Genomic DNA, 26,742 nt, shown 5'->3' with positions numbered 1-26,742 from the left:
TTCGGTAGTGAATAATATTTCATCATTACAGCCTGGAGATTCAGTAGATACATTTTTCTTAATTAAACGCAGCCAGCAGGGCGTGACAACACAAGGTAAGCCGTACATGACAATTGTACTGCAGGACAGAACCGGTGAAGTCGAAGCGAAACACTGGAATGTGTCACCAAAAGATATCGAAGTACTCGTACCGGAAACACTTGTAAAAGTTAAGGGCGATATTATCGATTACCGCGGTAAAAAGCAGATGAAAATCGCAAACTTCCGTCTGGCAACACCGGAAGACGGACTTGCAGCAAAAGATTTCGTAGAGAAAGCACCGATTGACGGTGACGAACTCTACGATAAAATTCTGGACTACTGTCTGAAAATCGAGAACGGCAGCCTGCAGCGCATTACACGTCAGCTGCTGACAAAATTCCGTAAAGAATTTTCATACTATCCGGCTGCAATGACAAATCACCACGACTTCGTGTCGGGGCTCGCATACCATGTATATTACATGCTTCGTGTGGCGGACTCATTATGCGATATTTATCCGACGTTAAACAGAGGTCTTCTGTTCAGCGGAATTATTCTGCACGACATCGGTAAAGTAAAAGAGCTGAGCGGACCGATCGGGACAACGTACACAAACGAAGGAAATCTGATCGGGCACATCGTTATTGCAACAGAGGAAATTACGAAAGTGGCAGACCAGTTAAACATCGAAGGTGAAGAAGTGATGTTATTAAAACACTTGATTCTGAGCCATCACGGTAAACTGGAATATGGTTCACCGAAAGTGCCGATGATTAAAGAAGCGGAAATTCTCCACTTTATCGACAACATCGATGCACGTATTATGATGATGGATAAACACATTGATAAAGCGAATAAAGGTTCATTCACAGAAAGAATCTTCCCGCTTGAATCACGCAACTTCTATCGTCCGGAAAGTTTTTAATATGAATTGAATTTGTTCCCCGCACAGGAGATGTGCGGGGCTTTTTTGTTGGTGTTGGGTGGTGTTTGTGATTGGGTTTGGAGTGATCGGGTCGGATGAATGACAACGGTGCGGCGCCGTTGTGAACCGGGGTGGCTTGAATGACAACGGACATCCGCCGTTGTGAACCGGGGTGGCTTGAATGACAACGGGCGTCCGCCGTTGTGAACCGGGGTCGGTGGAATGACAACGGGCATCCGCCGTTGTGAACCGGGGAGGCTGGAATGACAACGGACAGTCACCGTTGTCATCCGAAACATCCACATTAACTACTACAAACAAAAAACGCAAAACCGCTCAGGGTTTTGCGTTTTCCGTAGTCATTACTTAGCGTCTTCTTCAGTGTCTGCTGATTCTTCTTCGCCTTCAGCAGCGGCATCTTCTTCGGCGTTTTCCTCTGTTGGAGCACCTTCTGATTCTTCTTCAGCTGCTGCGTCTTCCTGTTCCTGCTGTGCTTTTTCTAAAGCTTCGTCAGCGCTCAGGAATGTTTCTTCGATGTAGCTTTGAATTTCTTCGTTCTCGAATGAGACATTATATTCTTCTAAAAGATCGCGGTAGGCCTGCAGTGCCTGGCTTGGATCTTCTTTAATTTTTTCGTTTACAAGCGTAGATTTAATTTTATTTACTTCTTCTTTCGGTGTGTCTTCACCTGACATTTCTTCGTTCAGAATGATGTGGTAGCCGAATTGTGATTCTACCGGTTCTGAAATCTGACCGGGTTCAAGTTCGAACAGCGCTGTTTCGAATTCTTCAACCATTTGTCCTTTACTTACGTAGCCGAGTTCACCGTTGTTCTGTGCACTGCCTGTATCGTCAGAGTGCTCAGTGGCAAGTTCGCCGAAGTCAGCGCCGTCATCAAGCTGTGCTTTTAAGTCATCAGCGTGTGCTTTTGCTTCTTCTTTAGTCATTGCCGGTTCTTCTTCACCTTCGGCAGCTTCTTCTCCTTCTTCTCCTTCTTCAGCGAACGATACGAGAATATGAGATGATTTTCTCACGCTGTCGAGTGCTTCTTCGTCAGTGATTTCGAAGTAATCTGCAAAGTATAAGTCGTTTAATGTATTGGATACACGCTGTGATTTATATTTATCGACAGTCATTCCCGGCTGTGATTGCTGCAGCATCATTGCGAAGTTATCCTCGCCGCCGTACTGTTCGATTTCAGCTTCTATTTCTTTATTCAGTTCATCCATACTTAATTCTTCACTGTATTTATCAGTCAGAACTTTATCAAGTACTAATTGGAAAGTCTGGTTCGCGACCTGATTTGTTCCGATTTGATTCAGAACATCGTCCGCTGTAATATCTCCCGCGTCACTCGTTGCAAGAACGCTGCCGAATTCCACATCGCCTTCTTCATTGGAAGCAGATTCTGTGTTTTCTTCGCCCTCGTTACTGCACGCAGCGAGACTGACTAAACCTAACCCTAATATAAATGGTGCCAACTTCTTCTTCATTCTCAAACTTCTCCTCCCGGTTGCATATACAAGGCATAATATATCATATAAAAAGGACGGTGCACAAACTTAAACACACCGTCCTTTGTAAATATTCTGTTTTTTATGAACAGCGCTTAATTATCGCTGTCATCCTTCTTGTCATCGCCCTGTACTTCGGCCATCACAGTTTCTGCTTTGTTCGAGATATTCTCGATATTTCCCTGCAGCCTTTCGATATTTGGATTGATGTCCGCCTGGAAGTTTGAAATCATCGATTTCACTTCGTCGCCGAGAGTAGAGAAGACTTCGCTTGATTCATGTTTCGTTTTAAGGAAAGAGTTTTTAATGTCTTCACCTTCAATTTTCAGTTGATCCATTTGGGATTTTAAGTCATTTGAACCTGTTTTTAATGACTGCTGAAGTTCTTTACCTGATTTAGGTGCGTTTAAAAAGGATATGAGCATGCCTCCTGTAATTCCGACTGCGAATCCTACACCGATATTTTTAAGTTTCATAAATTCATTCACATCCTTATCTCAAATATAATATACCCTGATTGAATCCTAATTATTCATTTAATTTATTTTTAATTGCCGTTTCTACATCCGAACGGATTTCCGGCGTGTTGTTCTCATCTTCCACGCTGACCCATTTGTAGCCGAAGCCGTCATGTTCTTCTTTGTAACGCGGAATGATGTGGAAGTGAAGGTGGAATACCGACTGTGAAGCATAAGCGCCGTTATTCTGAACAACGTTTAAACCCGCAGGTTCGAATGCATCTCTGACTGCAGTTGAAACTTTAGTAATAACACTCATTACTTTTGCGCCTGTTTCTTCATCGAGGTCGAAAATATTTTCAATCGGCTGTTTAGGAACGACCAACGTATGACCTTTAACGATAGGGAACGCATCCATAAATGCAATGACGTAATCATCTTCGTACACAATGTTGGCAGGTATTTCTCTGTCGATAATTTTTTCGAAAATTGTCTTGTTCATCTCAATATCCTCCATTAAAAACTTATGATATAGTTTTACTTAAGTATCAGTATACAAATAATTAGAATTATTTAAAAGGAAGTCAGACGATGGTATTAGAAATTAATCAGCTAACAGGCGGGTATTCGAAAGAACCTGTCATTCACGATATCTCTTTCAATATAAAATCAGGTGAAATTATCGGATTGATCGGCTTAAACGGAGCGGGTAAAAGTACGACGATAAAACATATCCTCGGCCTGCTCAGACCGCATGCCGGTGAAATTAAAGTAATGGATAAAACAATTGAAGCGGATGTTGAAGCTTACCGCAGACACATGGGCTATATTCCAGAATCACCGATTCTTTACGAAGAGCTTACACTCCGCGAACATATTAATATGACAGCGATGGCATACGGCCTGACACCGGAAGAAGTAGAGGAACGTAAAGGTCCGCTGCTCAGACGTTTTCGTCTGGATGATAAGGAAGACACATTCCCGAGTCACTTCTCAAAAGGCATGAAGCAGAAAGTCATGCTGATCTGTGCATTTATCGTTGAACCGGAACTCTATATTATTGATGAACCATTCTTAGGGCTGGATCCTCTCGGTATCGAATCATTAATAGAACTGATGATTTCCGAACGCGATAAAAACCGGTCCATTTTAATGAGTACACATATTCTTGCTACGGCAGAACGTTACTGTGACCGGTATATCATCATCGACCAGGGACGCAAAATTGCAGACGGGACGCTTCCTGAGCTGAGAGAGCTTACAGGGCTTGCCGGCGGTACGCTTGACGATGTGTATATTAAACTGACTGGCGGGATCCGTCATGAGCAGTAAACTGTTTAACACACGCATGGAGGAAGACGTCAAAATACGAAGCTATTACGGCAAGTATATTTTTAACAGCCACTTCCTCGTATTCATGATGATTGCAGGCGGAGTGCTCTTATACACGCTGCTCGGGTTACGTGAAACACTCAGTCCGAGTGTATATATCGATGCACTGTGTGCGTTGCTGATGGCAGCAGTGCTGCTGCCGAAATACAGAACGCTGCTGAAAGAAGCGGACATGCTGTTTTTACCGCCGTATGAAAAGAAAATGACCGCTTACTTTAAACGGGCGGACATATACAGTCTGTCGCTCGGTCTCGCACTGCCTGCCACTGCAGCAGTTGCAGTACTGATTCTCTTATCAATCGGGCACGGTTTAACACCGATTGTAATATTCTTTTTGCTGGCAGTTCTGTTATATTTCAGCGCCTTTAATATCAGACGTCTGTCAGTCAATACGGAGTTTAATAAATGGACAGTCACAGCGGCTTTAATTGTTATTAATTTTGTATCGCTGATGCTTGTGCTAATCAATCCGGCACTTTTAGTCGCAGGATTATTATTCATTATTATATTTACAGTGGTAATGAAGAATAATTCGTTTAAAACACTGTCATGGCTGAATTACGTGCAGTATGAAAAAGAAGCGCTGCAGCAGTATTATCAGACTGTCAGCATGTTTACGAACGTGAAGCGGATCGATAAGGCATTTAAACGGAGACGCATTCTCGATGTACTGCTATGGGAACCGAAATCAGATAAATTTAATAAGAAGTATATGTACGAATATTTATTTTACCGTTCGTTTATGCGTGACCATGATCTGCCGATGATTGTGCTCCGCATCATAGTATTGTTCTTCATTATTATGTTCTGGATCGGCAACCTGTATGTTTCATTAATCTTCAGCCTGTTCGGTATTTATTTAATCGTGCTGCAGATGTCGCAGATTTATACAGCGCAGGCCTATCTGCTCTGGCCGAAAGTCTGGCCGGTCTCAAGAACGTATATACAGGACAGCTATATCAGATATTCCCATAAAATTGTGTTTGTCATTACGCTGCTGTTTGCAGTCATGTTTATTGTGACGCATCCCGCACAGTTTATCTATGCATTGGCATTTCCTCTGTGGGGCTACATGTTAAACAGAGTATTATCAAAATCAATCTATAAAAAAGAAAGAGAACTCAGCGATTAATCGCCGAGTTCTTCTTTTTCTTCATCAGTATATTCATTGTCTTCAATGTTGTAGTAAAGCTTAGATGATAAAAAATCGCCGAACAGTGACTCTTCGTTGCGGAAACTTTTCAATGATTCGGATGTTAAGTATTTTTCATAAACGTCAGTGTGTTTAAAGTCGTTGTAAATACTCATGTCTGCCCATTTAATCAGTACGAGATAATTTTCATCACGTGTGTTAATTCCGACTCTGTATGAGACAACACCGTTAACTGTTCTTAATTTTTCAGCAAGATCACTTAAATGGCCGCGTAAAGAATGCGTACCGTCTCCTGCAGCAGGAATATAATACATGGACAATGGCAGCTCTTCATCAAGTGAACCCTGCTCATTTAATACTTCATAAGTCATATTCGTTGAGAAGATTGATTTTTCATTATTATCCTCATAGTATAAAATAGCTTCCGGTCCTCTTGCACTGATGGATACATGAGGGTTTTTCTCCTGAAGGGACGTCATAAAATCAATCGTTCCCGTAGTTGCGTGTAAATACACTGTGCTTCACCTCTTGTTTTTAGTTATGTTAACCAGTATATACCTGAAATAATGCAATGTTAAACAAATCTCAAATAGAACGATTTTTTGACAACTTGCCCGTAATTAATAATTGTTCTAAAGAATGTGTTAAAATGTGTAACTGTATGAACATATAAATATTAGGGGGTACCACTGTGTTTAATGATACACTCATTCGAGCAGCACGCGGAGAAAAGACAGAACATACACCAGTTTGGTTTATGAGACAGGTTGGGCGTTCGCAGCCGGAATATAACAAAGTTAAAGAAAAGTATTCTTTAATTGAAATTACAAAACAACCTGAACTGACTGCTTATCTCACGGCTACACCTGTAGACAACTATAATGTCGATGCGGCAGTGCTATATAAAGATATAATCACACCGCTTGCACCAATCGGTATCGATGTCGAAATCAAGGCTGGAGTAGGGCCGGTAATACATAACCCTGTCCGTACCGAGCAAGATGTGGAAAAACTTGGAGAGCTTGATCCGTTTAAAGATCTTGATTATGTTTACAAAGCGATCCAGATTTTAACTCAGGAAAAATTAAATGTACCGCTGATCGGATTCTGCGGTGCGCCATTTACTGTGGCGAGTTACATGATCGAAGGCGGACCGTCTAAAAATTATCACCGTACGAAAACGATGATGTATTCGAACCCGAAACTGTGGTTTAAATTAATGGACAAGCTTGTTGAAACGAGTATTGCTTACCTGACTGCACAAATTAAAGCAGGTGCAAGCGTTATTCAGATCTTTGACTCATGGGGCGGTGCGCTTAACGAGGCGGACTACAACTTCTACCTTGCACCCGGCATGAAGAAAATTATTAACGCTGTAAAAGCACAGAACGTACCGGTTATCGTTTTCGGTATCGGAGCAAGCCACCTGGCAGCAGAGTGGGACAAGCTTGGCAGTGACGTACTTGGACTCGACTGGAGAATGTCGATTACACAGGCACGTGAACTTGGAATTACGAAAGCATTGCAGGGTAACCTTGACCCGGCATTGTTATTATCGGACTGGTCAGTAATCGAAGAGCGCGCGAAGAAAATTGTTGAAGAAGGAAACCGTACAGGTCACATCTTTAACCTTGGACACGGCGTCTTCCCTGAAGTAGATCCGGATGTCTTAAAACGACTGACAGAATTAGTACACACACACAGTAAAGGATTGTGATTTTAAAGATGGCTGAGAAAAAAGCATTATTAGTAATGGCTTACGGTACGCCGTACAAAGAATCGGATATAGAACCATACTACACACATATCAGACACGGCAGAAAGCCGAGTGAAGAAGCATTACAGGATTTAAAAGACCGTTACGAAGCAATCGGCGGTATTTCACCGCTTGCAGATACGACGGAACGTCAGGCAGAGGCGCTTATTGACGCTTTAAATGAACAAAGTGAAGATGAGTTCGAGCTGTTTATCGGCCTGAAGCATATCCACCCGTTCATCGAAGATTCTGTGAAAGCAATCAGTGAAGCGGGCATTAAAGAAATTTACAGTATAGTACTTGCACCGCACTTCTCGGAGTTTTCTGTCGGGTCATATAACAAACGTGCAGTGGAAGAAGCTGAAAAATACGGTATTACAGTTAAATCCGTAGACTCATTCTTTGAACAGAAGCCGTTTATCGACTTTTGGGTTGATGCACTTGAAACGACTTTAGAAAAAGACATTCCTGCTGATGAAGCAGACCAGACTGCGATTATCGTAAGTGCACACAGTCTTCCTGAAAAGATTAAAGAGCACAACGATCCGTACCCGGATCAGCTTGAAGCGACTAAAGACTTAATTAAAGCCCGTTTTGATAAAGGGAACTACTTTGTCGGCTGGCAGTCTGAAGGAAATACGCCGGATCCATGGCTTGGACCGGACGTGCAGGATTTAACACGCGACTTATATAACGAACACGGCTTTAAGCACTTCGTATATATTCCGCTTGGATTCGTGTGTGAGCACCTTGAAGTGCTATACGATAACGACTACGAGTGTAAAGTTGTAACGGATGAAATCGGTGCTGTATACCACAGACCGGCAATGCCGAACACGGATTCACGTTTCATTCAGGCAATGGTTAACGAATTAATTAAACTGTAATAAGCGAGGCGTTTAAGAGTGAAGAGAGTAGCGATAGTAGGTGCAGGAATAACAGGATTATCGGCGATGCATTATCTTCTTAAAGACGGTGCTGACCTGACGGTTGATTTATACGAAGCGTCGGACCGTGCCGGAGGCAAGGTCAATACTCATATCCGGGACGGTTATACGATCGAGCTCGGACCCGAGTCTTATTTAGCGCGTAAGGAAATCATGACAGAGCTCGCTCACGAAGTGGGGCTTGGTGATACACTGGTCCGCAACCAGACGGGACAGGCGTATATCTATGCAAAAAATAAGCTGTCACCGGTGCCTAAAGGCACGATGCTCGGTGTACCTATGGAGCTGTCTCCGCTCTTAACGACTGATTTAGTGTCATGGACAGGAAAACTGCGTGCGGGATTTGATTTTATCAAGCCTGCCATGCCGTTGTATAAAGATATTTCAGTCGGTGAATTTTTCCGTGCGCGTTTCGGCAACGATTTGCTGGAGCATATGATTGAACCGCTTTTAGCAGGTGTATACGGTACTGATATTGACAAGCTGAGCTTAATGTCGACGTATCCGAACTTCAAAGAGACGGAACAGGAGTATGGCAGTCTGATGAAAGGGCTGATGGCTTCTAAAAAAAATCAGCCGAAAGCACAGAAAACTAAAACCGGTGCGTTTTTGCAGTTCAAAGGCGGACTGCAGTCGTTTATCGACCGTCTGGTCAGTGAGAACGAAAAACGCGGCGGACAGATTCACTTTAATTTCGATGTTACTGCAATCGAAAAAACTGAAGACGGCTATCTGCTGACGGCAGACGGGGGTACGCATCATTATGATGAAGTAATCGTAACGACGCCTCATTTCCAGTACAAACGCTGGTTTAAAGATAAAGAATTTGAGTACTTCAAACATATGGAAGCAACGAGTGTTGCGACAGTTGTGATGGCATTTGATGCCGAACAGGTGAAAAATACGATTGAAGGTACAGGATTTGTTATCAGCCGTAACATGGATACATCGATTACGGCATGTACGTGGACGAACAAGAAATGGGAACACTCGACACCGGAAGGCAAGGCGCTTCTCCGCGCATACGTGGGCCGTCCCGGGGACTTTATCGTGCAGGAAAAGTCGGATGAAGATATCGTCCGTCTCGCACGCGAGGACCTTGATAAGATTATGGAACTCGACGGTGAACCTGAATTCACAATCGTTACGCGTATGATGAATGCCATGCCTAACTATTTTGTCGGACATAAATATATCATCGATGAAATTCAGGCATACGTTGAAAAAAACTATCCGGGACTGCATTTAATCGGTGCGTCACACTATGCAGTCGGGCTGCCTGACTGTGTACAGACTGCGAAAAATACTGCAGAGAAAATTTTAAATAAGTAAAATATGATTTTAAGACCTGTTTCTATTATAATTGAGACAGGTCTTTTATTATGTACCAGGGGGAAAAATCAATGAAGTTTATTTCAAACAATGACATCAAAGATCCGATGATTAATCTGGCGATGGAAGAATATATATTAAGAGAAATCCCGACGGACGACTCTTACTTTCTGTTCTATGTAAACCAGCCGTCAATCATTATCGGTAAAAACCAGAATACGATTGAAGAAATTAACGAGCCGTACATTAAAGAACACGGCATTAAAGTTGTGCGACGTGTATCAGGCGGGGGAGCGGTATACCACGATGAAGGTAACCTGAACTTCAGCTTCATTACCGAAGACGATGGAGACAGCTTCCACAACTTTAAAAAATTCACGCAGCCGATCGTTGAAGCATTGAAAGAAATGGGTGTTGATGCTGAACTGTCCGGACGAAACGACATCGAAATCGAAGGCGGCAAAAAAGTGTCGGGGAATGCAATGTTCACACAAAAGGGACGTATGTTCTCGCATGGTACTTTAATGCTTGAGAGCGATATTTCCGAAGTACAGAACGCGCTGAAAGTAAACCCGAAGAAAATCCAGTCAAAAGGTGTTAAATCTGTAAGTGCACGGGTCGGAAACATTAACGACTACCTGGATGAGAAAATTGATATCGAGGAATTTAAAGAGAGAATACTGGATAAAATATTCGGCGGGCTGGAAAACGTTGAAGAATACAAACTGACAGGCGATGACTGGGCGAAAATCAACCAGCTGTCTGAAGAAAAATACCAGACGTGGGAATGGAACTACGGCAGAAATCCTAAATACAACTACGACAACTCGCACAAATACCCGGCAGGACTGCTGGACGTGAGACTGGAAGTACGCGGGGGACGCATTGAACACGCGAAAATTTTCGGAGACTTCTTTGGAGTCGGTGAAGTAGTGGACGTTGAGAATCTGCTTATCGGAGTGGAACACAACCGTGACGCGATTGCAGAAGCAATCAAAGACGTGGATATCAGCCACTATTTAGGACGAATTACGAGAGAAGAATTTTTAGATTTAATTTCATAATTGGATTTTTTTGGACCGGTGCTTTGAAGTGCCGGTTTTTTTGTTTTTTTGGAATGAGTGTGTTGTCTGGTGTACTTCGCAGGATTGACGAGGTGCACCGGCGTTGTTTGGTGTACTTCGTGTGATTGACGAGGTGCACCGGCGTTGTTTGGTGTACTTCGCAGGATTGACGAGGTGCACCGGCGTTGTCTGGTGTACTTCGCAGGATTGACGAGGTGCACCGGTGTTGTTTGGTGTACTTCGTGTGATTAACGAGGTGCACCGGGATTGTCTGGTGTACTTCGTGGAATTGACGAGGTGCACCGGCGTTGTTTGGTGTACTTCGCAGGATTGACGAGGTGCACCGGTGTTGTTTGGTGTACTTCGTGTGATTAACGAGGTGCACCGGGATTGTCTGGTGTACTTCGTGGAATTGACGAGGTGCACCGGTGTTGTTTGGTGTACTTCGCGGAATCGACGAGGTGCACCGGCGTTGTTTGGTGTACTTCGCGGAATCGACGAGGTGCACCGGTGTTTTTTGGTGTACTTCGTGTGATTGACGAGGTGCACCGGCGTTGTCTGGTGTACTTCGCAGGATTGACGAGGTGCACCGGTCGCCAATATAAGTAAATTCGAACACAAAAACGCCCGGCCTGAATAGGGCCGGGCAATCTATATGTACATCTATTACAGTTCTTTTAGTAAATTAGTGTACTTCATGAATTTCTCTTCATCTTTTTCGATGAGTGATTCTTCTATTTTTTGGTTATAGTATTTTACATTAAAATGGTTCATTGATTCTTGCAAAACAAGATCTGCTGACAGGTCATTAATTGTGTTGATGAAGCCTCTTAATTGATTTGCAGGATAAACTGGTCTGCCCATAATGTATTACCCCTCTCAAAAATCTATCTTTACAAGAATTATATACCACATTCTCAATTAGGTCAATGATAATGAGAATCCCCTTTTTGTATATTCTGACAATTAACATTAAATCGTTTACATTAAACATTAAATAACATTTATAAATAATAGTTAACATTTTAAATATTCTGTGTTATATTGATTATAATAAAATAACAGGGGGGAAAATATGAGCCGACAGCATTATATTATTAATGATGAAACGATGTATATTATTGCAAAAACCAATGGGCGCTATACGGAAAGCACTGTAGGGGAATTATATGGAGAGCCGATATCTTGTCTTTCTATTCCGAATAAGATTTTAGAGCACAACTGTAAGTATCACTTCCAGACTTATGCTTCACGTAAAGATCTGACTAGAAGTTTATCGGGTATACGTTCTAAGCATCCTATCATTTTGGACTTATTCGGTTCATATGTTTATTTCTGCACGCATTCAGACCGTGTAATGGAGAACTCCTGGTTTAATTTAAGATACATTGACAGTTATTATGATTATAATGGGAATACAAAAGTTAAATTTGAGAACAATGAAGAGCTGGAAATTGATATTTCATACAGTTCATTTAACAATCAGTATTTAAATGCAGTGAAGCTGCACTATAAATTCAACCTGGCTAAAGAAAAAACATACCGTAAGGATGAATCTGCGAAGTTTTCGTATGAACACCAGCAGCAGGAAATGCAGTATATCAACGAAGCAGCACGTGAAACGTACTTAAAATACATGCGTGGAATCGACCAAATCAATAAAGTATAGCCGGTTTATACACAGAAAAGATTAATTATTTATCAATGTTGTAAATTTTACTTAACAAATATTAAAAAGACGGTTGCTTTAAATAATATTCGTTGCTATAATGAATCATGTTCGGTTGAAACATACATACTATTCCACAGTAGCTCAGTGGTAGAGCTATCGGCTGTTAACCGATCGGTCGTAGGTTCGAGTCCTACCTGTGGAGCCATATGGGGATGTACTCAAGTGGCTGAAGAGGTGCCCCTGCTAAGGGCATAGGTCGCATTGCGCGGCGCGAGAGTTCAAATCTCTCCATCTCCGTTAATATATTTGCTCAATCCTGAAAAGGATTGAGCTTTTTTATTGTTCTTTAAATAACTTCTTCTATTTGAAAGTTCTTTCCCAAATTCCAGTCCTCAGCTACATCTTTTTGATTGTGAATTTTTTAGAAATCTCAACTTTAATCTCCCGGAAGGTGATATGATAAATGTATCCAAAGAGGGGGAACCACGTGAATAATATTTTAGATTTAATTAATTCGAGATACTGGGTTGTCGTATCATCGACGGATGATGAGATTGTTTTTTCTACCGAGCGACATGAGTACACTATTTCTAAACGCCCGATTCTCGGTTACCGTTTAACTATCGCGTCTTTCAACAGCGTCGATCGCGATAAGACAATTTTTAAAGATGAAGAGGAACTGATTTCATTTATAAAATCCAATAAGCCGGTCTGGGAAGAGAAGGTTATCAATCCGCTCGTGTAGTTGGCAGATTCGGACTGAAATATAAAAAGCCGCCTTTCACAGGCGGCTTATTTTTTTTGATTTAAAGACACTTTTTTGCAGGATAAAAACCGGTAAATATTAAACTGATAGATTCACAGAATCCTCGTATTTTGTCTGAGTTATTCCATATTAACAAACGGTTTGTCGGAGTCCAGTTCACCTTTAATCTTCGTAATATTAATATTCTCTCCCTGCAGCCATTTATTAAAGTCAAAAATAACAGGTTTTCTGTCGAGACCGATTACAAACATTGCTTTTAATTCTTTCGGCAGATAAACCGATGTGTGCAATGTGCCTGCGGATGCCTCATATTTAGTTGATGCAATTCCTTCATCCAGGCTGTTCATAATTTTAAACGCTTCGTATGCGCTGCCTGAGGGCTGCTGTTTTCTAATGATATTCTGCTCCCTGATCCTCGTTTCTTCCTGTCTGTAGCGGTTTTCCTCATGCAGTAGATGGAAATGGTTCGTACAGACATTTGACTGTCTTGCGATGACTTTTCTTGGAGATGCTTCTACTACATATGGAATACCCCGTTTATCCTGCACGACATAGCTGAATGAATGTCGGTGTGGTATTTCTTTTAACATGGCGACAGCTTCGTCAGTGTCCGCACATGTTTCAAGTACCATTCTCGCAATCATGCTGCACATAAAACCGTCAGCTGATTTCTTCGTATGGGTAAAGTTATAGCCGATAACGAGTCCTTTTTCATTCATGCCGTCGATACGGCCGGTAATTTGCATCGTCGGGCCCATCAGAGCGTAGCCCCGGTCTGTCGGCTGATAAAATATATAACGGCCTTCATAACCCCGTGGATGGCTGTCGTAATTTCTGACAAAGAAATCATCGCCGGCAAATATAGAACAGCCGCTCAAGGTCAGCTCAAGGTAATAGCCGCCGAATTTTTTAAACGCTTCTGTCATATTCAGTTCCAGTGCATCGGCGAGTCCGCGTATTTCATCAACTATTTGAGGAGCGAGCTTTTTTAGCATCGCCATCGATGTTTCCGGATCAGTAATGAAATGCCGTTTTTCTCTCGGGCGCCACTGTTTTTCACGATTCGGTAAAATCGGTGAATGTATGAGCTTTTTACCCTGAAAATAACCGAAGTCATAATGACTGCCTCTGAACTGGAGCACATCGCTGTAGTATGGTTTCATATCTTTGCTGCTCCTTTCATCAGATTAATATCAGTGTAGTATGAAGTATTACATGCTGGAAATTTAATGCCTGTAATGTATAATCGGAGAGTAATTTTACTTATTTAGTAGAAAATAAATGGCACTTTTATAATCTTAAGGGCAAAAAGTGACAAGGTACGAGAATTGCCAAAATTAGATGGTAGTTTTATGTGTTTTTTCTGTTAGAATAGTAAAGGCTTAATTTTGATACATAAAGAGATATATCACTTAAATAAGTAAAAGAAAATTAATATAAATTTGGTGAAAAAAATGAACCACAGAAAAGGTGACGGTAAATTGATTACATTAGCAGGAACAATCGGAGCAGGTAAAACAGAGTGGGGTAAAGTCATTGCAAAACACTTTGATGTAGAATTACTCGAAGAAAAAGTGGACGGCAACCCGTTTTTGGCAAAATATTATGATGAGCCGGACAGATACAGCTTCCACCTTCAGGTATTCTTCCTGAACCACAGATTTAAGGCTATTAAAAAAGCGATGGCACACCCGAACTCGGTGCTTGACCGTTCAATTTATGAAGATGCAATGATCTTTGCAAGACTTCAGTACGAAAACGGTTCGATGGATGAAGCGGAGTACGAAACTTACCTGGATCTTCATGAGAACATGATGGAGGAACTGAACGATTTATATAAACAGCAGGTGCTGTTCAAAAAATCACCGGATCTGATGGTGATGGTTCACGGTTCATTTGAGGAAGTAATGAGAAGAATTAAACGCCGCGGCAGAGAATTCGAGCAGATTGAAGGCAATCCGGGATTATACAAATACTATCAGGATTTATACAATCTGTACGAGAATGAATTCATTGCAGAGTACAACAGCAAGAACATTTCTCCGGTATATGTTATCGACATCGACAAGATGGATTTATTTAATCCGGACGACGTTCAGACAGTGGTAAAAGGCATCGAAGAGACGCTGAAAAGCCACAGAGGCTTCGTGCATCCGGAAGAACTGGAGTAAGATTTGTATAAAAGATTGACTTTTACACAAAGACACTGTAATATATAAAGAGTAGTTTTTAAGTAAGAAATATTTTAATTGTTTCATTCGTTTGAAAAACTCTTAAAATTTTTACATTAATAATTGCAAATATTTAAGTGCAAAAGCACTAGGAGGTTTTTTCTATGAACGAAGGAACAGTAAAATGGTTTAACTCAGAAAAAGGATTTGGATTTATCGAGCAGGAAGCTGGAGACGACGTATTCGTACACTTCTCAGCAATCCAGGCTGATGGTTACAAATCATTAGAAGAAGGACAAAAAGTTAACTTTGAAATCGAAGAAGGACAACGTGGCCCACAAGCTACTAACGTTACTGCGATATAATATAGAACTTTCAGGAGACAGCCCCGGCTGTCTCTTTTTTTAACTCTTCGATAAATAACATTTTATTCTCCGGGGAGATTTTCAGACTGCCGGAGCCGATACTTCTCGAATGAATCCTGCTGCAGCTATCGCAGCAATTGAGAGAATCATCATAATGATAAAAGGCAGATCAATTTTTGATTTAAATGTCATGGGTTTAACTCACTTTTCAGCCGGTTATATTCATTGTAAACAAGTATACAAAAAAGCTATACCCTGGGTCTGGGTATAGCTTTATAAATGTGCGTACATTAGATTAAAGTAGCTGAAAATGATTTTTTTTATTAATAAGAGGGGGCCTATTAATTTCTAACTGATAATCATTTTCAATTACTAATATACAATCTCAATGAGAATGAGTCAACCCTAATTGAGAATCTATTTCAATTAATTGTGAATGTTTTGTGTCTGCATTCTGATGTGACTGCCTGACGGATCTTTTGTCAGTACATAGCCCGCGTGCTTTTCAACAGTGTATCCAAGTGCTGTAAGTCTTGATACTGCTTCATTCAGCGCATCATCCGACGGATAAATCAGAGTATAGTAATCCAGTCCTACGCTGCCTTTTTCAGGTGTCGGGGCTCCAAGGCCGTTCCATACATTCGCAGCGATATGGTGATGGTATTTCTCAGTTGCCATGAATAATGCCTGACCGCCGAAATTAAGAATTATTTCCATGCCAAGTCCTTCTGTGTAAAACTCACCATTTTTCTGAAGATCATTTACGTGAAGGTGAATGTGTCCCATTATAGTATCTTTCGGCAGGCCTTTAAAGTCTGACGGATCCGGTCTGTCTTTCAACAGATCTTCTGCATTTAGCGCTTCAGTAACCATGTGTACCTCGCCGTCATTCCAAATCCATTGTTCCGGATCTCTGTCTACATAAATCTCAATACCGTTGTCGTCCGGATCATTTAGATAAAGTGCCTCGCTGACGTGATGGTCTGCAGAACCTAAAGGTACTCTGTTTGCAGCCAGATGCATTGTGACTAATGCAAGATCATCTCTTGACGGAAGCAGAAGTGCAAAGTGATAAAGACCTGAAGCACGGCGGTGAGTACGCTCTTTATCGACCTGATTTAAAATAACCAGTACATTCTCGCCGTCTGCAGTAAGTTCAGCGCGGGTGTCATCCTGTCTTTTGACAGTCAGTCCGATCATTTTTGTATAGAAATCGATTGAACGATTTAAATCTTTAATATTCAGTGATACTGTTTCAACATATGTTGCGTTTTTACTATGGAATGCCATAATATTCCTCCTATATACTAACTTAATGTAACTAAGTATATAATATAAATTATATTATGGCAAGTAATGAGTTTTACTTTTAATAGATGTGATTTTGTGGTATTATATTTTAATAAGGAGTGATAGCCATGTTACAAAATGAAATTTGCCCACGCTTTGAAAAAGCGGTAAATATATTAAGTCAAAGATGGACGGCGCTGCTGATTTATCAGATGCTGGATGGCCATTCCAGATTCGGTGAAATACAGGCAGCGACCGGCGTCAGCGGGAAAGTATTATCAGACCGCCTGAAAAGCATGGAACAGGAAGGCCTCATCAAGCGTGATGTCATCCCGGAAACACCTGTAGTTATCAAATACACTTTAACAGATAAAGGCCATTCACTTGAGCCGGTGTTAAAAGATATTGAGAAATGGTCGCAGGACTGGATTGACTCGGACAACAAAGTTGAAGCTTAAACATAAAAACAGGGAATCCCAATCGGGATTCCCTGTTTTTATGTTACTCTGACCACATGCCGACACCTTCACTTTTAGCTTGGTCTTCTGCTTCTCTCAGCAGATCTTCGTATTTATCGTTCGGAGGATGAACATAATCCACTGAAGCGAGACCTTCTCTGACAAGTGTTTCATTCACCATTTCACCATCTGCATATACATAGGCTAAATAGCGGTCGTAATGGTCTGTTTCTTCTTCATCGAACTCTACTGTAATCGTATCAGCATTATCCAGCAGCTCCTGGGTACGTTCAAAAGCTTCCTGCGCGTATGGATCATCCTGTTCGCCGTCTCTGCCGATTTCAGGCGTATTAATAATTAAGTATCTGAAGCTTTCGGTACCGCCGTTGTAATTAAAACGCGTCGTATCCCCGTCGATATGCTGTTCGACAGTAACTTCATTCCCGGCAGCAGTTTCCTCGCTGCTGCTGGTGCTTTCACCGGCGAAATTATCATTGTATACTGTCACTCCGATAAATAGGAGCAGTATAACAATCATTCCCGGCAGGCCCAGTCGCTTCAAATGTCTGGGACGGATAAATTTATTATTTCTGTTATTTTGTGATGCCATTAAGAATCATCCCCGTAAAGTTAAATAGTAACTCTATCTTATAGTTTCTCACTGGTACTGACAATAAAAATAAAAGTATTTCATAATAATTGTTGACCTTAACGTAACGTTATAGTTTACACTCGGATTGAAGAGGTGAGGAAATGAAAATAAAAGAACTGGCTGACTTGTCAGGAGTGAGTATCAGAACGCTGCATCATTACGATGAAATCGGGCTGCTGACACCAAAAACGGATCCAGGGAACGGTTATCGGAATTATTCGGATGAAGATATTTCAAAACTGCAGCAGATACTTTTCTTCAGACAGCTGAATTTTAAACTGGGCCGGATTAAAGAAATGATGGACAGTCCGGATTACGATACGAAAGAAGCGCTTCAGATGCAGAAGGAAATTATTTTAAAGGAACAGTCGCGTCTGAATGATATTCTGCAGCTGATTGACAAAACGATTAAAAATAATGAAGGCGGAATTATTATGACAAATGAAGAAAAATTTGAAGGTGTGGACTTCTCACAAAATCCTTATGAAAAAGAAGCGAGAGAAAGATGGGAAGACCGGGCAGTTGATGAATCAACTAATAAAATTAAACGTATGGGTCAGAAAGAAGCAGAACACAGGTTTAATGAAATCTATAAAGAACTTGCAGACGTCAGACACTTATTACCGGACTCGGCAGCTGCACAGAACTGTATTCATGAGTGGTATGTATTCTTAAATGAAGTGGGGGAGTATACACCTGAAATGTTTAAAGGACTTGGGGATATGTACGTGGAAGACCGGAGATTCACTAAAAACATTGATAAATATGGTGAAGGACTTGCAAAATTCATGCAGCAGGCAATGACTGTATATTATGAAAGAAACCAAAAATAATCCCGTACCGGGATTATTTTCTGTTGCTACGGTTTTATAACAGCGGTGAAATTCAGCCGTTTATATGTAATAATTAAGAAAGTGTAAATTTGTCATATGAAAATAGTTAAAAAGGCTTGAAATATTCGTCAGAAAGCTATAGTATATATAACAGACATTAAATATATGTTAAATAATTATTGACGCGGGATGGAGCAGTGGTAGCTCGTCGGGCTCATAACCCGGAGGTCGTAGGTTCGAATCCTTCTCCCGCAATTACATAGAATTGGTCCCGTGGTGTAGCGGTTAACATGCCTGCCTGTCACGCAGGAGATCGCGGGTTCGAGTCCCGTCGGGACCGCCATTTTAAAAACAGAATACATATCAAGGTTCAGTAGCTCAGTTGGTAGAGCATGTGATTGAAGCTCACAGTGTCGGCGGTTCGATTCCGTCCTGAACCATATTTACTTAATTACCTTTGCGGGTATAGTTAAATGGTATAACCTCAGCCTTCCAAGCTGATGTTGTCGGTTCGATCCCGTCTACCCGCTCCATATTATTATTCCACAGTAGCTCAGTGGTAGAGCTATCGGCTGTTAACCGATCGGTCGTAGGTTCGAGTCCTACCTGTGGAGCCATGGCCCGTTGGTCAAGCGGTTAAGACACCGCCCTTTCACGGCGGTAACACGGGTTCGAGTCCCGTACGGGTCATACTCAGAAGTGTAATTGCACTTCTGTTTTTTTTCATTCTGGACAGTTGGCCGAGCGGCTGAAGGCGCACGCCTGGAACGCGTGTAAACGGCAACCCCGTTTCGAGGGTTCAAATCCCTCACTGTCCGTTACAACCCATTGATATATCAAGCATTAGAGCGGATACGTGCCCGACACGTGTCCGCTTTTTTGTTTTGTATAAATAATAGAATGAATTTTATGCAGGGAAGAGTTATTTTTATGTACAACTTATGATGACATATAAATCAGCGTGGACGGACCAATTTGGCCATTTTTCATCATGAAAGTCAAGTGAAAACATTTCATTATTAACAATAGAAAACCATATGATAAATAATTGTCGATGAACACCTATGAAGCTTACTGTATCAATGGTATCAGTGGTTATAGGTTAATTACTAGTAGTAACTCCTAATAGTAAGTATGAAATTATATAATAAAATTATTTATTAAAATATGAAATGAAACCGTTTACATTTAATAAACATGATGATACATTTGAAATAGTGAAGGGGATAAAAATTGAAAGGGTTATATGCTCAGGTTTTAACTGAATATAACAATGTCGGGAGAATAGAATATGGAGATTATTTCATATAACGATTTAAGAAATATTGTTAAAAGCGGCGATGTTATTTCAATAGCTGCGTTATCCACAGGTAATTTACCTATGGAAGTGCTGAAATATCTTGCCGAACAGTATGACGAAGACAGCAGAACTGACAATTTAACTTTTGTCGTGTCGAATGATATCAGCGATTTTGATGACGGGTTTGATCTCGACTCATTCGTATCGCGCGGCATGGTCAAAAGAATTATTGCAAGCCTCGTCATTGCTTCTCCTGTAACGGTTGAAGCAATTAAAAACAACGAAATTGAAGCTTACTTCCTGCCACAGGGTGTTATCGCAACTTCCTACCGCGAACAGGCGGCTTCTTCACCGGGAATGATAACTAAAATCGGTTTGAATACGGTTGTGGATCCAAGAATGTCCGGCGGCAAAGTCAATGATATTACCCGTGACGATTTAGTTTCTTTAATTGAAATTAATAACGAGGAATATCTGCATTACGATTTTCCGAAGATTGATGTATGTCTGTTAAGAGGCACATATGCCGATGTGAAAGGAAACATCTTTATGGATCACGAATCCCATCTCGGTGAAGGGTTCAGTGCAGCTTCTGCCGCGAGACAGAATGGCGGTAAGGTCATCGTTCAGGTAAAGGAAGTTATTGAGAACGGCAGTTTCAATCCGCGTGAAGTGTTTATACCTTCGGAGCTTGTAGATTACGTAGTAGTAAACAAAAATCCAAAATATCATAAGCAGGTGATACAGACATATTATGATCCCGCTTTATCCGGCCATCACAGAATTACACAGAGTAAGGAAAAGTTTTTAAAGTTTGATTCCAGAAAAATCATATTAAGGCGTTCTGCCCAGTTTTTAAAGCCCGGCCATGCTGTCAGCATCGGTTATGGCATTAACAACGAGCTGTCCAACGTACTTCGGGAGGAAAGGGCCGAAGATCTTGTTAAATTGAATATCGATACCGGTATATTTGGGGGAATGATCGGCAGCGGTAATCATTTTGGCATGAACTACAATCTCGACGCGAGATTACGCCACGACATGACTTGGGATTTTATCTTTAACGGGGGACTCGATATAGCATTTTTAAGTTTCGCTGAAATCGACAGCGAAGGCAACGTCAACGTTTCAAAATTTGGGAGAAGAATGAACGGCAGCGGGGGCTTTATCGATATCAGTCAGACAATCAAAACATTAATCTTTTCAGGAACGATGGTCGTGGGGAGCAAATCGCACTGTGAAGATGACGGGCTGGTTATCGATGAAGAAGGTCATTCCAAAAAGTTTGTCGACACCGTGCAAAGTATGGATTTTAACGCACGTTATTCAAGGGAACTTGGTCAGGATGTATATTACGTTACCGAGCGTGCGGTGTTCCAGCTGACGGATGAAGGCATGGAAATGATCGAAATTGCTCCGGGTCTGGATCTGGAGAGAGAGGTATTGTCACAGATGAACTTTAAGCCTTTAATTTCAAAGGATTTAAAGATCATCGACAATGAACTGTATAAAGAAACATGGGGGAAGTTAGCGCAATCTATTAAAAATAATCATTAACAAAGGGGAAGATGTAAATGAATTATGACTGGATTAAAACAAGAGCGGACTACGATGAAGTCAAGGCAGCGATTATTGACCCGGCGAAGGGGACGAAGTGGTCTTATCAGGACTTAAACGCACGTGCTGATAACTTAGCGCACTATTTACAGGATCAGGGAATTAAACGCGGGGATGTTGTCGGTATTTTTGCACCGAATGACGTGGCGATATTCGACCTGTTATTTGCTTCATTTAAGATGGGCGTTGTCTATCTTCCGATTAACTGGCGCTTAAAACCGAAAGAAATACAGAGCATTATTGAAGACTCGGGCGTTAAGATGATTTTCTACTCGCTTCGTCATAAGGAAAGTTTAACCGGGACGCCGGATGAACTGCTTCATATGGATATCGATTCACCGGAGTACGATGAAATCTGTAATCCAAAAAACCACAACCTGTTTAAAGCAGTGGATGTGGAAAGTGAAGATCTTGCTTCACTGATGTATACAAGCGGTACAACGGGGATGCCGAAAGGGGTAATGTTCACATACGAGTCTTTCGTATCGAATGTGATTAACGCAGCTCTGACATACAAGGTGACAGGTGATCAGACGACGATTATCTCGACACCGACATTCCATGTACTTGGTCTGAATGATACGGCACTGCCGTTAATTATGGCCGGCGGAACACTCGTATTACACCGCTACTTTGACGGTGCACAGCTTAATGATCTGATGAGCCAGTTCAAGCCGGACTACCTGATTATGATTCCAACGATGTACTACGGTATGCTCGTAGCGGATAACTTTGACATTAAAAACTTTGAAAATATTAAGTATCTGATTCAGGGCGGATCATCACCGCTGCCGGCTGTGCAGAAGAAATTTGAAAGCATGGGGCATACGCTGATTAACGGTTACGGTCTGACAGAAGCACCGCTTACAATGGTAAACACACCGCATAACTCTAAAGTTAAGCCGATGAGTATCGGTAAATCTATTATGTACGTAGAAAGCAAACTGCTGGATGATGACGGCAACGAAGTCGGCGTCGGAGAAATCGGGGAGCTTGCTGTTAAAGGGAAGAACGTTACACCTGGCTATTGGAATAAACCGGAAGAAACAGCCAAAGTATTTAAGAACGGTTATTTCCTGACGGGAGACCTTGCGAAAAAAGATGAAGACGGGGATATCTTTATCGTTAACCGTAAGAAAGAACTGATTATTACCGGCGGGGAAAACGTACTGCCTTCAGAAGTAGAAGCGGCACTGTCCGAACATCCGATTGTCCGTTCAGCGATTGTTGTCGGTTACGACAGTCCGGAGTATGGTGAATCGGTATCAGCAGCAATTGTTCTAGCAGAGGAAACAGAGAATTTCGAAGAAATACTCGACAAACATGTGAGAGAACGTATTGCGGGATACAAGATTCCGAGACTGTATCTTGAAATGAAGGATATTCCATTAAACTCGACAGCTAAACCTGACAGACTGGAAATTCAGCGTTTAATGAACGAGAAGGCTAAAGAAAACGGTGTGGCATAAATTTTTTAACTTAAATTGAAAGCGTTATCATATAAAGCGGAGGGAAAGACTATGACGGAAAAAGAACAGATACTGAAAGAATTATATCCTGAGGATATTTTAAATAATGCGAAAGAACTTACTGACGGGGAAGTTAAATTTTTAAAACAGCTCGATGACCTGCTTGAGTCCAAGTACCGTGATTCAATTAATGACCACTGGGCGAATGCAACAGTGCCGGAAGAATTTTTCGATGATATGGGTAAATTGAATTACTTCAGAAATCCGTTACTGTTTGAAGGGCGTGAAGGTGCCAAAACACCGAGCCAGCTGTTCCAGTTCTTTATGTCGTATACAATCGCGCGTTTTGACGTGTCGCTTGTAACATTACTGGGTGTACACCAGGGACTTGGCCACAATGCCTTTTTATTCGGCGGATCAAAAGAACAGATTGCGAAATATATTCCGAAACTGCAGTCGCATGAACTGAGAACATGTTTTGCACTGACTGAGCCGGATCACGGTTCAGACGTAGCGGGCGGCCTTGAAACGACAGCTAAATTCGACGGTGAAAACTGGATTATTAACGGTGCGAAAAAATGGATCGGCGGAGCCAATGTATCAGACGTTATTCCGCTGTTTGCAGTAGATGTGGATACAGGTAAACCGAAAGGGTTTATTATCCGTCCGGAACAGGACGGCGTCGATATCGATGTAATTGAGAATAAAATTGCACTGAGAATTATTCCGAATACTAATATCCGCCTTGATAATGTCATTGTGAAAGAAGAAGACCGGCTGCAGAATATTAACAGCTTTAAAGATATTGCTAAAATCCTTTACTCTACTCGTGCAGGTGTATCCTACATGGCAACCGGTGCCATGGCAGGTGCACTTCGTGCAACGCTGGATTATGTTACACAGCGTAAACAGTTTGGTAAGGAAATCAGCAAGTATCAGCTTATTCAGGAAAAACTGGCGATGATGCAGGGGAACCTGGCGCATGCGATTTCGATGTCGGCACAGCTGGCACGAATGCAGGAAAATGGCGAGTACGATGAAGTGGCAACTTCCACAGCCAAAATGATGAATGCATTAAGACTGCGCGAATCGGTGGCGATGGGACGCGGGATTACCGGCGGTAACGGAATTCTTGCCGAATATGATATCGCAAGATTCTTCTCCGATGCTGAAGCTGTATACACATACGAAGGCACACACGAAATAAATGCACTGGTAATCGGCAGAGCACTGACAGGCGATTCAGCATTTATTTAACGAAAGGTGTCCTGAAAGTATAAAGATAAAATAATTTGGAGGGTTCTTCATGACGATAAGAAAAGCAACCGTGCTTGGCGGGGGAGTAATGGGCAGCCAGATCGCTGCCCTCCTCGTTAACGCAGGCTTAAAAGTAAAAATACTCGATATAGTAATTGATGAAAAAGATCCGAACAAAATTTCGAGAAAATCATATGAGATGATTACCGATAAAAAACGTCCTCATCTGTTTGATTTGAATTTTGCTCCGAATTTAACATACGGCAACTTCGAAGAGGATCTGCAAGGTGAAAATGATTCTGATATTTTCATCGAAGCAGTTAAAGAAGAGCTCGATATTAAACATAATGTCTGGAACAAAGTAAAAGCTGTGGCAAAGGACAATGCACTGTTTGCAACGAACACTTCCGGTATTCCGATTGAGTATATTGCAAAAGTATTCGACGGGGAAGAGCGTAAGAGATTTTTCGGTATGCACTTCTTTAATCCGCCGCGTATTATGAAACTTGTTGAAATCATTCCGCTGAAAGATACAGCAGAAGAATCGGTAAAAGCAGCACAGACGTTTGCTGAAGAAAAACTCGGTAAAGGTGTTATTGTGGCGAACGATGTACCGGGGTTTGTAGCGAACCGTGTCGGAACACAGACGATGAACGATATTATGGCACGTGCAGAAGAACAGGGGATTTCGATTTCCGATACTGATGCACTGACAGGCAGAGCCATTGGCCGTCCGGGCACAGGAACTTACGGGTTGAGTGACCTCGTTGGAATCGATATCGCAGTAACTGTCACAAAAGGCATGCAGCAGGTGCCGGGAGAAGAGAAGTTTTTCAGCAGTACGAAAATTGCTGAAAAATTAGTCGAAGCAGGAGCGCTCGGCAGAAAAACCAAACAGGGCTTTTATAAAAAAGTGAAGAATAAAATTCTCGTATTCGATCCGAAAACTAATGATTATGTTGAACAGGAAAAACCGATGTATCCGGTTCTTGCGAAGTTCGGGAAAGACTTAAAAGCAAATATGGATGTTATTTTCAATGCTGACGATGAAGCGGGGCTGTTCATGTGGGAGACGATGCGCAACAATTTCTATTATTCAGCACTGAATGTCCCGAAAGCAGCCGCGGATTATAAAGATATCGACCGTGCGCTCGTATGGGGCTTTAACTGGAAGAAAGGGCCGTTCCAGCTCTGGGATATGATGGGCTTTGAACGTGTTAAAGACCGTATGAAAAAAGAACTTGGAGCGCTTCCGGAATGGATTGAAAACCGGACTGAAGGATTTTATGCAGAAGGGGAAACAATTGAACGTGTGACGCCGGTCAGCGAACTGATTGAAAGTGAAATCTGGGACCGCGAAGACTCAAGCCTGTCGGTAGTTCACTCGGATCAGCTGCTGCTGAAACTTCAGAGCGGCAATAATATTATTTCAGACGGCTTTGCGAAAGATTTAATCGAAGCAGTCGATTTACTTGAGGCAGAAGGCTTTTCAAGTATGGTGCTGTACGCAGACGGCAGAAATTTCAGTGTCGGTGCGAACCTTTACATGATGAAAAAAGCACATGAAATGAAAAAGGTCGATGAGTTGGTCGGGCCTGCAATTGATACACTGCATGAAAGTTTCAGCCGGATGAAATATTCACTGAAACCCATTGTTACCGCTGTGCAGGGCAGGGCACTCGGCGGCGGCTGTGAATTAGTACTACACTCACCATTTGTAGTCGCAGCGAGCGAAACATACATCGGTATGGTTGAAGCGGGTGTCGGACTTCTGCCAAGCGGCGGCGGACTCGCTGAAATGTCGGACCGCATATTAAGTACGAACCATAAACACGATGACAAGCAGCAGTCGATGACTGAAGTACTGACAAATATCGGTATGGCGAAAGTAACAACCAACGCATATGAAGCAAAACGCTACGGCTATTTAAGAGATACGGATTCGATTATCCTGAACGTTGAAAAACGTGTGGAAGCTGCTTTAAACAAAGCGCGTCTGGAATCCGAAATGAACTATATTCCTAAACCGAAAGGCAAATATATTGCTCTTGGTAAAGACTTTAAAGCTCTTGCAGAAGGAATGCTCGACGCGCAGCGTCTTGGAAACTTTATCAGTGATCACGATTACGAAATTACATTGAAAATTGCAGAAGTGTTATCGGGCGGAGATGTACCGCGTAATACGTATGTAAACCAGCGTTATTTACAGAAACTTGAAAGAGAAAGGTTCTTAGCGCTCTTAAACACAGAAAAAACATATGAACGCATCAGTCATATGCTTGAAACGGGCAAACCGCTCCGTAATTAGTCACACGTATGAACAGGGAAAG

At 41.8% G+C, this 26,742-nt stretch carries 25 protein-coding genes and 9 tRNA genes; 26 read left to right on the top strand and 8 right to left on the bottom strand.

All coding sequences use genetic code 11. From position 1 onward, the window contains the following. The first annotated feature begins 7 nt into the window (after nt 1-7). On the top strand, nt 8-946 hold the full coding sequence (yhaM, locus tag RZ44_RS05890; protein ID WP_035809487.1) for a 3'-5' exoribonuclease YhaM: 939 nt from the start codon (nt 8-10) through the stop codon (nt 944-946). Nucleotides 947-1,308: 362 nt separating this feature from the next. Here yhaM and RZ44_RS05885 read toward each other — a convergent pair whose 3' ends face one another. The 3 genes from RZ44_RS05885 to RZ44_RS05875 form a co-directional block, all read right to left on the bottom strand. Then, nucleotides 1,309-2,439 (bottom strand): foldase protein PrsA, encoded by a 1,131-nt coding sequence (locus RZ44_RS05885; protein WP_052108848.1) that lies wholly within the window; start codon nt 2,437-2,439, stop codon nt 1,309-1,311. Between the two features lie 116 nt (nt 2,440-2,555). Next, the gene (locus tag RZ44_RS05880; protein WP_035809484.1) at nt 2,556-2,936 is read right to left on the bottom strand and encodes a YtxH domain-containing protein; all 381 of its coding nucleotides are present in this window, start codon (nt 2,934-2,936) and stop codon (nt 2,556-2,558) included. Between the two features lie 52 nt (nt 2,937-2,988). Then, complete coding sequence (locus RZ44_RS05875; RefSeq protein ID WP_035809482.1) at nt 2,989-3,420, bottom strand: HIT family protein; 432 nt, start codon at nt 3,418-3,420, stop codon at nt 2,989-2,991. 89 nt (nt 3,421-3,509) lie between these two features. Between RZ44_RS05875 and RZ44_RS05870 the strand changes: the two genes are divergently transcribed. Both RZ44_RS05870 and RZ44_RS05865 read left to right on the top strand, forming a co-directional pair. After that, a complete protein-coding gene (locus RZ44_RS05870; RefSeq protein WP_035809479.1) occupies nt 3,510-4,250 on the top strand; it encodes an ABC transporter ATP-binding protein in 741 nt (246 codons plus the stop codon). Continuing rightward, on the top strand, nt 4,240-5,442 hold the full coding sequence (locus tag RZ44_RS05865; RefSeq protein ID WP_035809477.1) for an ABC transporter permease: 1,203 nt from the start codon (nt 4,240-4,242) through the stop codon (nt 5,440-5,442). Before RZ44_RS05870 ends, RZ44_RS05865 begins: the two co-directional genes overlap by 11 nt. On the opposite strand, the gene RZ44_RS05860 is transcribed toward RZ44_RS05865, so the two are convergent. Continuing rightward, nucleotides 5,439-5,978, bottom strand: coding sequence for a hypothetical protein (locus RZ44_RS05860; RefSeq protein ID WP_035809475.1), 540 nt, complete (start codon nt 5,976-5,978; stop codon nt 5,439-5,441). The two genes, RZ44_RS05865 and RZ44_RS05860, sit on opposite strands and share 4 nt — an antisense overlap. Nucleotides 5,979-6,154: 176 nt before the next feature. Here RZ44_RS05860 and hemE point away from each other — a divergent pair, with 176 nt between their 5' ends. The 4 genes from hemE to RZ44_RS05840 all read left to right on the top strand — a co-directional run bounded on the left by hemE (nt 6,155) and on the right by RZ44_RS05840 (nt 10,562). Next, nucleotides 6,155-7,180: a uroporphyrinogen decarboxylase gene (hemE, locus tag RZ44_RS05855; RefSeq protein ID WP_035809473.1), complete on the top strand. Its 1,026-nt coding sequence runs from the start codon at nt 6,155-6,157 to the stop codon at nt 7,178-7,180. An 8-nt stretch (nt 7,181-7,188) separates the two neighbouring features. Further along, nucleotides 7,189-8,106 (top strand): ferrochelatase, encoded by a 918-nt coding sequence (gene hemH / locus RZ44_RS05850; protein WP_035809471.1) that lies wholly within the window; start codon nt 7,189-7,191, stop codon nt 8,104-8,106. An 18-nt stretch (nt 8,107-8,124) separates the two neighbouring features. Then, complete coding sequence (gene hemY / locus RZ44_RS05845) at nt 8,125-9,498, top strand: protoporphyrinogen oxidase (protein WP_035809462.1); 1,374 nt, start codon at nt 8,125-8,127, stop codon at nt 9,496-9,498. A gap of 71 nt (nt 9,499-9,569) precedes the next feature. Further along, entirely contained in the window at nt 9,570-10,562 is a 993-nt protein-coding gene (locus tag RZ44_RS05840) for a lipoate--protein ligase (RefSeq protein ID WP_035809457.1), read from the top strand. Nucleotides 10,563-11,228: 666 nt separating this feature from the next. Here RZ44_RS05840 and RZ44_RS05835 read toward each other — a convergent pair. Next, complete coding sequence (locus tag RZ44_RS05835; RefSeq protein WP_035809455.1) at nt 11,229-11,426, bottom strand: IDEAL domain-containing protein; 198 nt, start codon at nt 11,424-11,426, stop codon at nt 11,229-11,231. A 211-nt stretch (nt 11,427-11,637) separates the two neighbouring features. Here RZ44_RS05835 and RZ44_RS05830 point away from each other — a divergent pair, with 211 nt between their 5' ends. The 4 genes from RZ44_RS05830 to RZ44_RS05815 all read left to right on the top strand — a co-directional run bounded on the left by RZ44_RS05830 (nt 11,638) and on the right by RZ44_RS05815 (nt 12,979). Further along, nucleotides 11,638-12,231: a competence protein ComK gene (locus tag RZ44_RS05830; RefSeq protein ID WP_035809453.1), complete on the top strand. Its 594-nt coding sequence runs from the start codon at nt 11,638-11,640 to the stop codon at nt 12,229-12,231. Nucleotides 12,232-12,364: 133 nt separating this feature from the next. Further along, nucleotides 12,365-12,439 (top strand) — tRNA-Asn (locus tag RZ44_RS05825). 3 nt (nt 12,440-12,442) lie between these two features. Beyond that, nucleotides 12,443-12,531, top strand: a tRNA-Ser gene (locus tag RZ44_RS05820). Nucleotides 12,532-12,721: 190 nt separating this feature from the next. Continuing rightward, complete coding sequence (locus RZ44_RS05815) at nt 12,722-12,979, top strand: hypothetical protein (protein ID WP_035809451.1); 258 nt, start codon at nt 12,722-12,724, stop codon at nt 12,977-12,979. Between the two features lie 140 nt (nt 12,980-13,119). Here the strand turns inward: RZ44_RS05815 and RZ44_RS05810 are convergent, their stop codons facing one another. Then, complete coding sequence (locus tag RZ44_RS05810) at nt 13,120-14,163, bottom strand: C45 family autoproteolytic acyltransferase/hydrolase (RefSeq protein ID WP_035809450.1); 1,044 nt, start codon at nt 14,161-14,163, stop codon at nt 13,120-13,122. A gap of 291 nt (nt 14,164-14,454) precedes the next feature. Between RZ44_RS05810 and RZ44_RS05805 the strand changes: the two genes are divergently transcribed. Together RZ44_RS05805 and RZ44_RS05800 are read left to right on the top strand one after the other, a co-directional pair. After that, nucleotides 14,455-15,171, top strand: a complete 717-nt coding sequence (locus tag RZ44_RS05805; protein ID WP_035809448.1) for a deoxynucleoside kinase — start codon at nt 14,455-14,457, stop codon at nt 15,169-15,171. A 164-nt stretch (nt 15,172-15,335) separates the two neighbouring features. Then, on the top strand, nt 15,336-15,536 hold the full coding sequence (locus RZ44_RS05800; RefSeq protein ID WP_035809446.1) for a cold-shock protein: 201 nt from the start codon (nt 15,336-15,338) through the stop codon (nt 15,534-15,536). Between the two features lie 426 nt (nt 15,537-15,962). Here RZ44_RS05800 and RZ44_RS05795 read toward each other — a convergent pair whose 3' ends face one another. Continuing rightward, a complete protein-coding gene (locus tag RZ44_RS05795; protein WP_035809444.1) occupies nt 15,963-16,826 on the bottom strand; it encodes a VOC family protein in 864 nt (287 codons plus the stop codon). Between the two features lie 128 nt (nt 16,827-16,954). On the opposite strand from RZ44_RS05795, the gene RZ44_RS05790 reads away from it, so the two are divergent. Continuing rightward, nucleotides 16,955-17,284: a winged helix-turn-helix transcriptional regulator gene (locus RZ44_RS05790; RefSeq protein ID WP_035809442.1), complete on the top strand. Its 330-nt coding sequence runs from the start codon at nt 16,955-16,957 to the stop codon at nt 17,282-17,284. Nucleotides 17,285-17,327: 43 nt separating this feature from the next. Here RZ44_RS05790 and RZ44_RS05785 read toward each other — a convergent pair whose 3' ends face one another. After that, on the bottom strand, nt 17,328-17,894 hold the full coding sequence (locus RZ44_RS05785; protein WP_052108841.1) for a thermonuclease family protein: 567 nt from the start codon (nt 17,892-17,894) through the stop codon (nt 17,328-17,330). A gap of 143 nt (nt 17,895-18,037) precedes the next feature. Here RZ44_RS05785 and RZ44_RS05780 point away from each other — a divergent pair, with 143 nt between their 5' ends. From RZ44_RS05780 to fadB, 12 genes are all read left to right on the top strand, one after another. After that, nucleotides 18,038-18,769: a MerR family transcriptional regulator gene (locus tag RZ44_RS05780; protein WP_035809440.1), complete on the top strand. Its 732-nt coding sequence runs from the start codon at nt 18,038-18,040 to the stop codon at nt 18,767-18,769. 183 nt (nt 18,770-18,952) lie between these two features. Beyond that, nucleotides 18,953-19,024: transfer RNA gene (locus RZ44_RS05775), tRNA-Met, on the top strand. A gap of 12 nt (nt 19,025-19,036) precedes the next feature. Continuing rightward, nucleotides 19,037-19,112 (top strand) — tRNA-Asp (locus tag RZ44_RS05770). A gap of 24 nt (nt 19,113-19,136) precedes the next feature. Beyond that, a tRNA-Phe gene (locus tag RZ44_RS05765) sits at nt 19,137-19,209 on the top strand. Nucleotides 19,210-19,228: 19 nt separating this feature from the next. Next, nucleotides 19,229-19,302: transfer RNA gene (locus RZ44_RS05760), tRNA-Gly, on the top strand. Nucleotides 19,303-19,311: 9 nt separating this feature from the next. Beyond that, nucleotides 19,312-19,386, top strand: a tRNA-Asn gene (locus RZ44_RS05755). Between the two features lies 1 nt (nt 19,387). Then, nucleotides 19,388-19,459 (top strand) — tRNA-Glu (locus RZ44_RS05750). Nucleotides 19,460-19,499: 40 nt separating this feature from the next. Continuing rightward, nucleotides 19,500-19,587: transfer RNA gene (locus RZ44_RS05745), tRNA-Ser, on the top strand. Nucleotides 19,588-20,060: 473 nt separating this feature from the next. Then, nucleotides 20,061-21,626: a fatty acid degradation protein FadX gene (gene fadX, locus RZ44_RS05740; RefSeq protein ID WP_035809433.1), complete on the top strand. Its 1,566-nt coding sequence runs from the start codon at nt 20,061-20,063 to the stop codon at nt 21,624-21,626. Nucleotides 21,627-21,643: 17 nt separating this feature from the next. After that, a complete protein-coding gene (fadD, locus tag RZ44_RS05735; RefSeq protein WP_035809431.1) occupies nt 21,644-23,155 on the top strand; it encodes a long-chain-fatty-acid--CoA ligase FadD in 1,512 nt (503 codons plus the stop codon). A 51-nt stretch (nt 23,156-23,206) separates the two neighbouring features. Next, a complete protein-coding gene (gene fadE / locus RZ44_RS05730; protein WP_035809429.1) occupies nt 23,207-24,412 on the top strand; it encodes an acyl-CoA dehydrogenase FadE in 1,206 nt (401 codons plus the stop codon). 49 nt (nt 24,413-24,461) lie between these two features. After that, nucleotides 24,462-26,720: a 3-hydroxyacyl-CoA dehydrogenase/crotonase FadB gene (gene fadB, locus RZ44_RS05725; protein ID WP_035809427.1), complete on the top strand. Its 2,259-nt coding sequence runs from the start codon at nt 24,462-24,464 to the stop codon at nt 26,718-26,720. Nucleotides 26,721-26,742 lie beyond the last annotated feature (22 nt).

It is taken from the genome of Jeotgalicoccus saudimassiliensis, assembly GCF_000756715.1.
In the GTDB taxonomy this organism is placed as follows: domain Bacteria; phylum Bacillota; class Bacilli; order Staphylococcales; family Salinicoccaceae; genus Jeotgalicoccus; species Jeotgalicoccus saudimassiliensis.
This window is presented reverse-complemented; position numbering and strand designations above follow the sequence as displayed.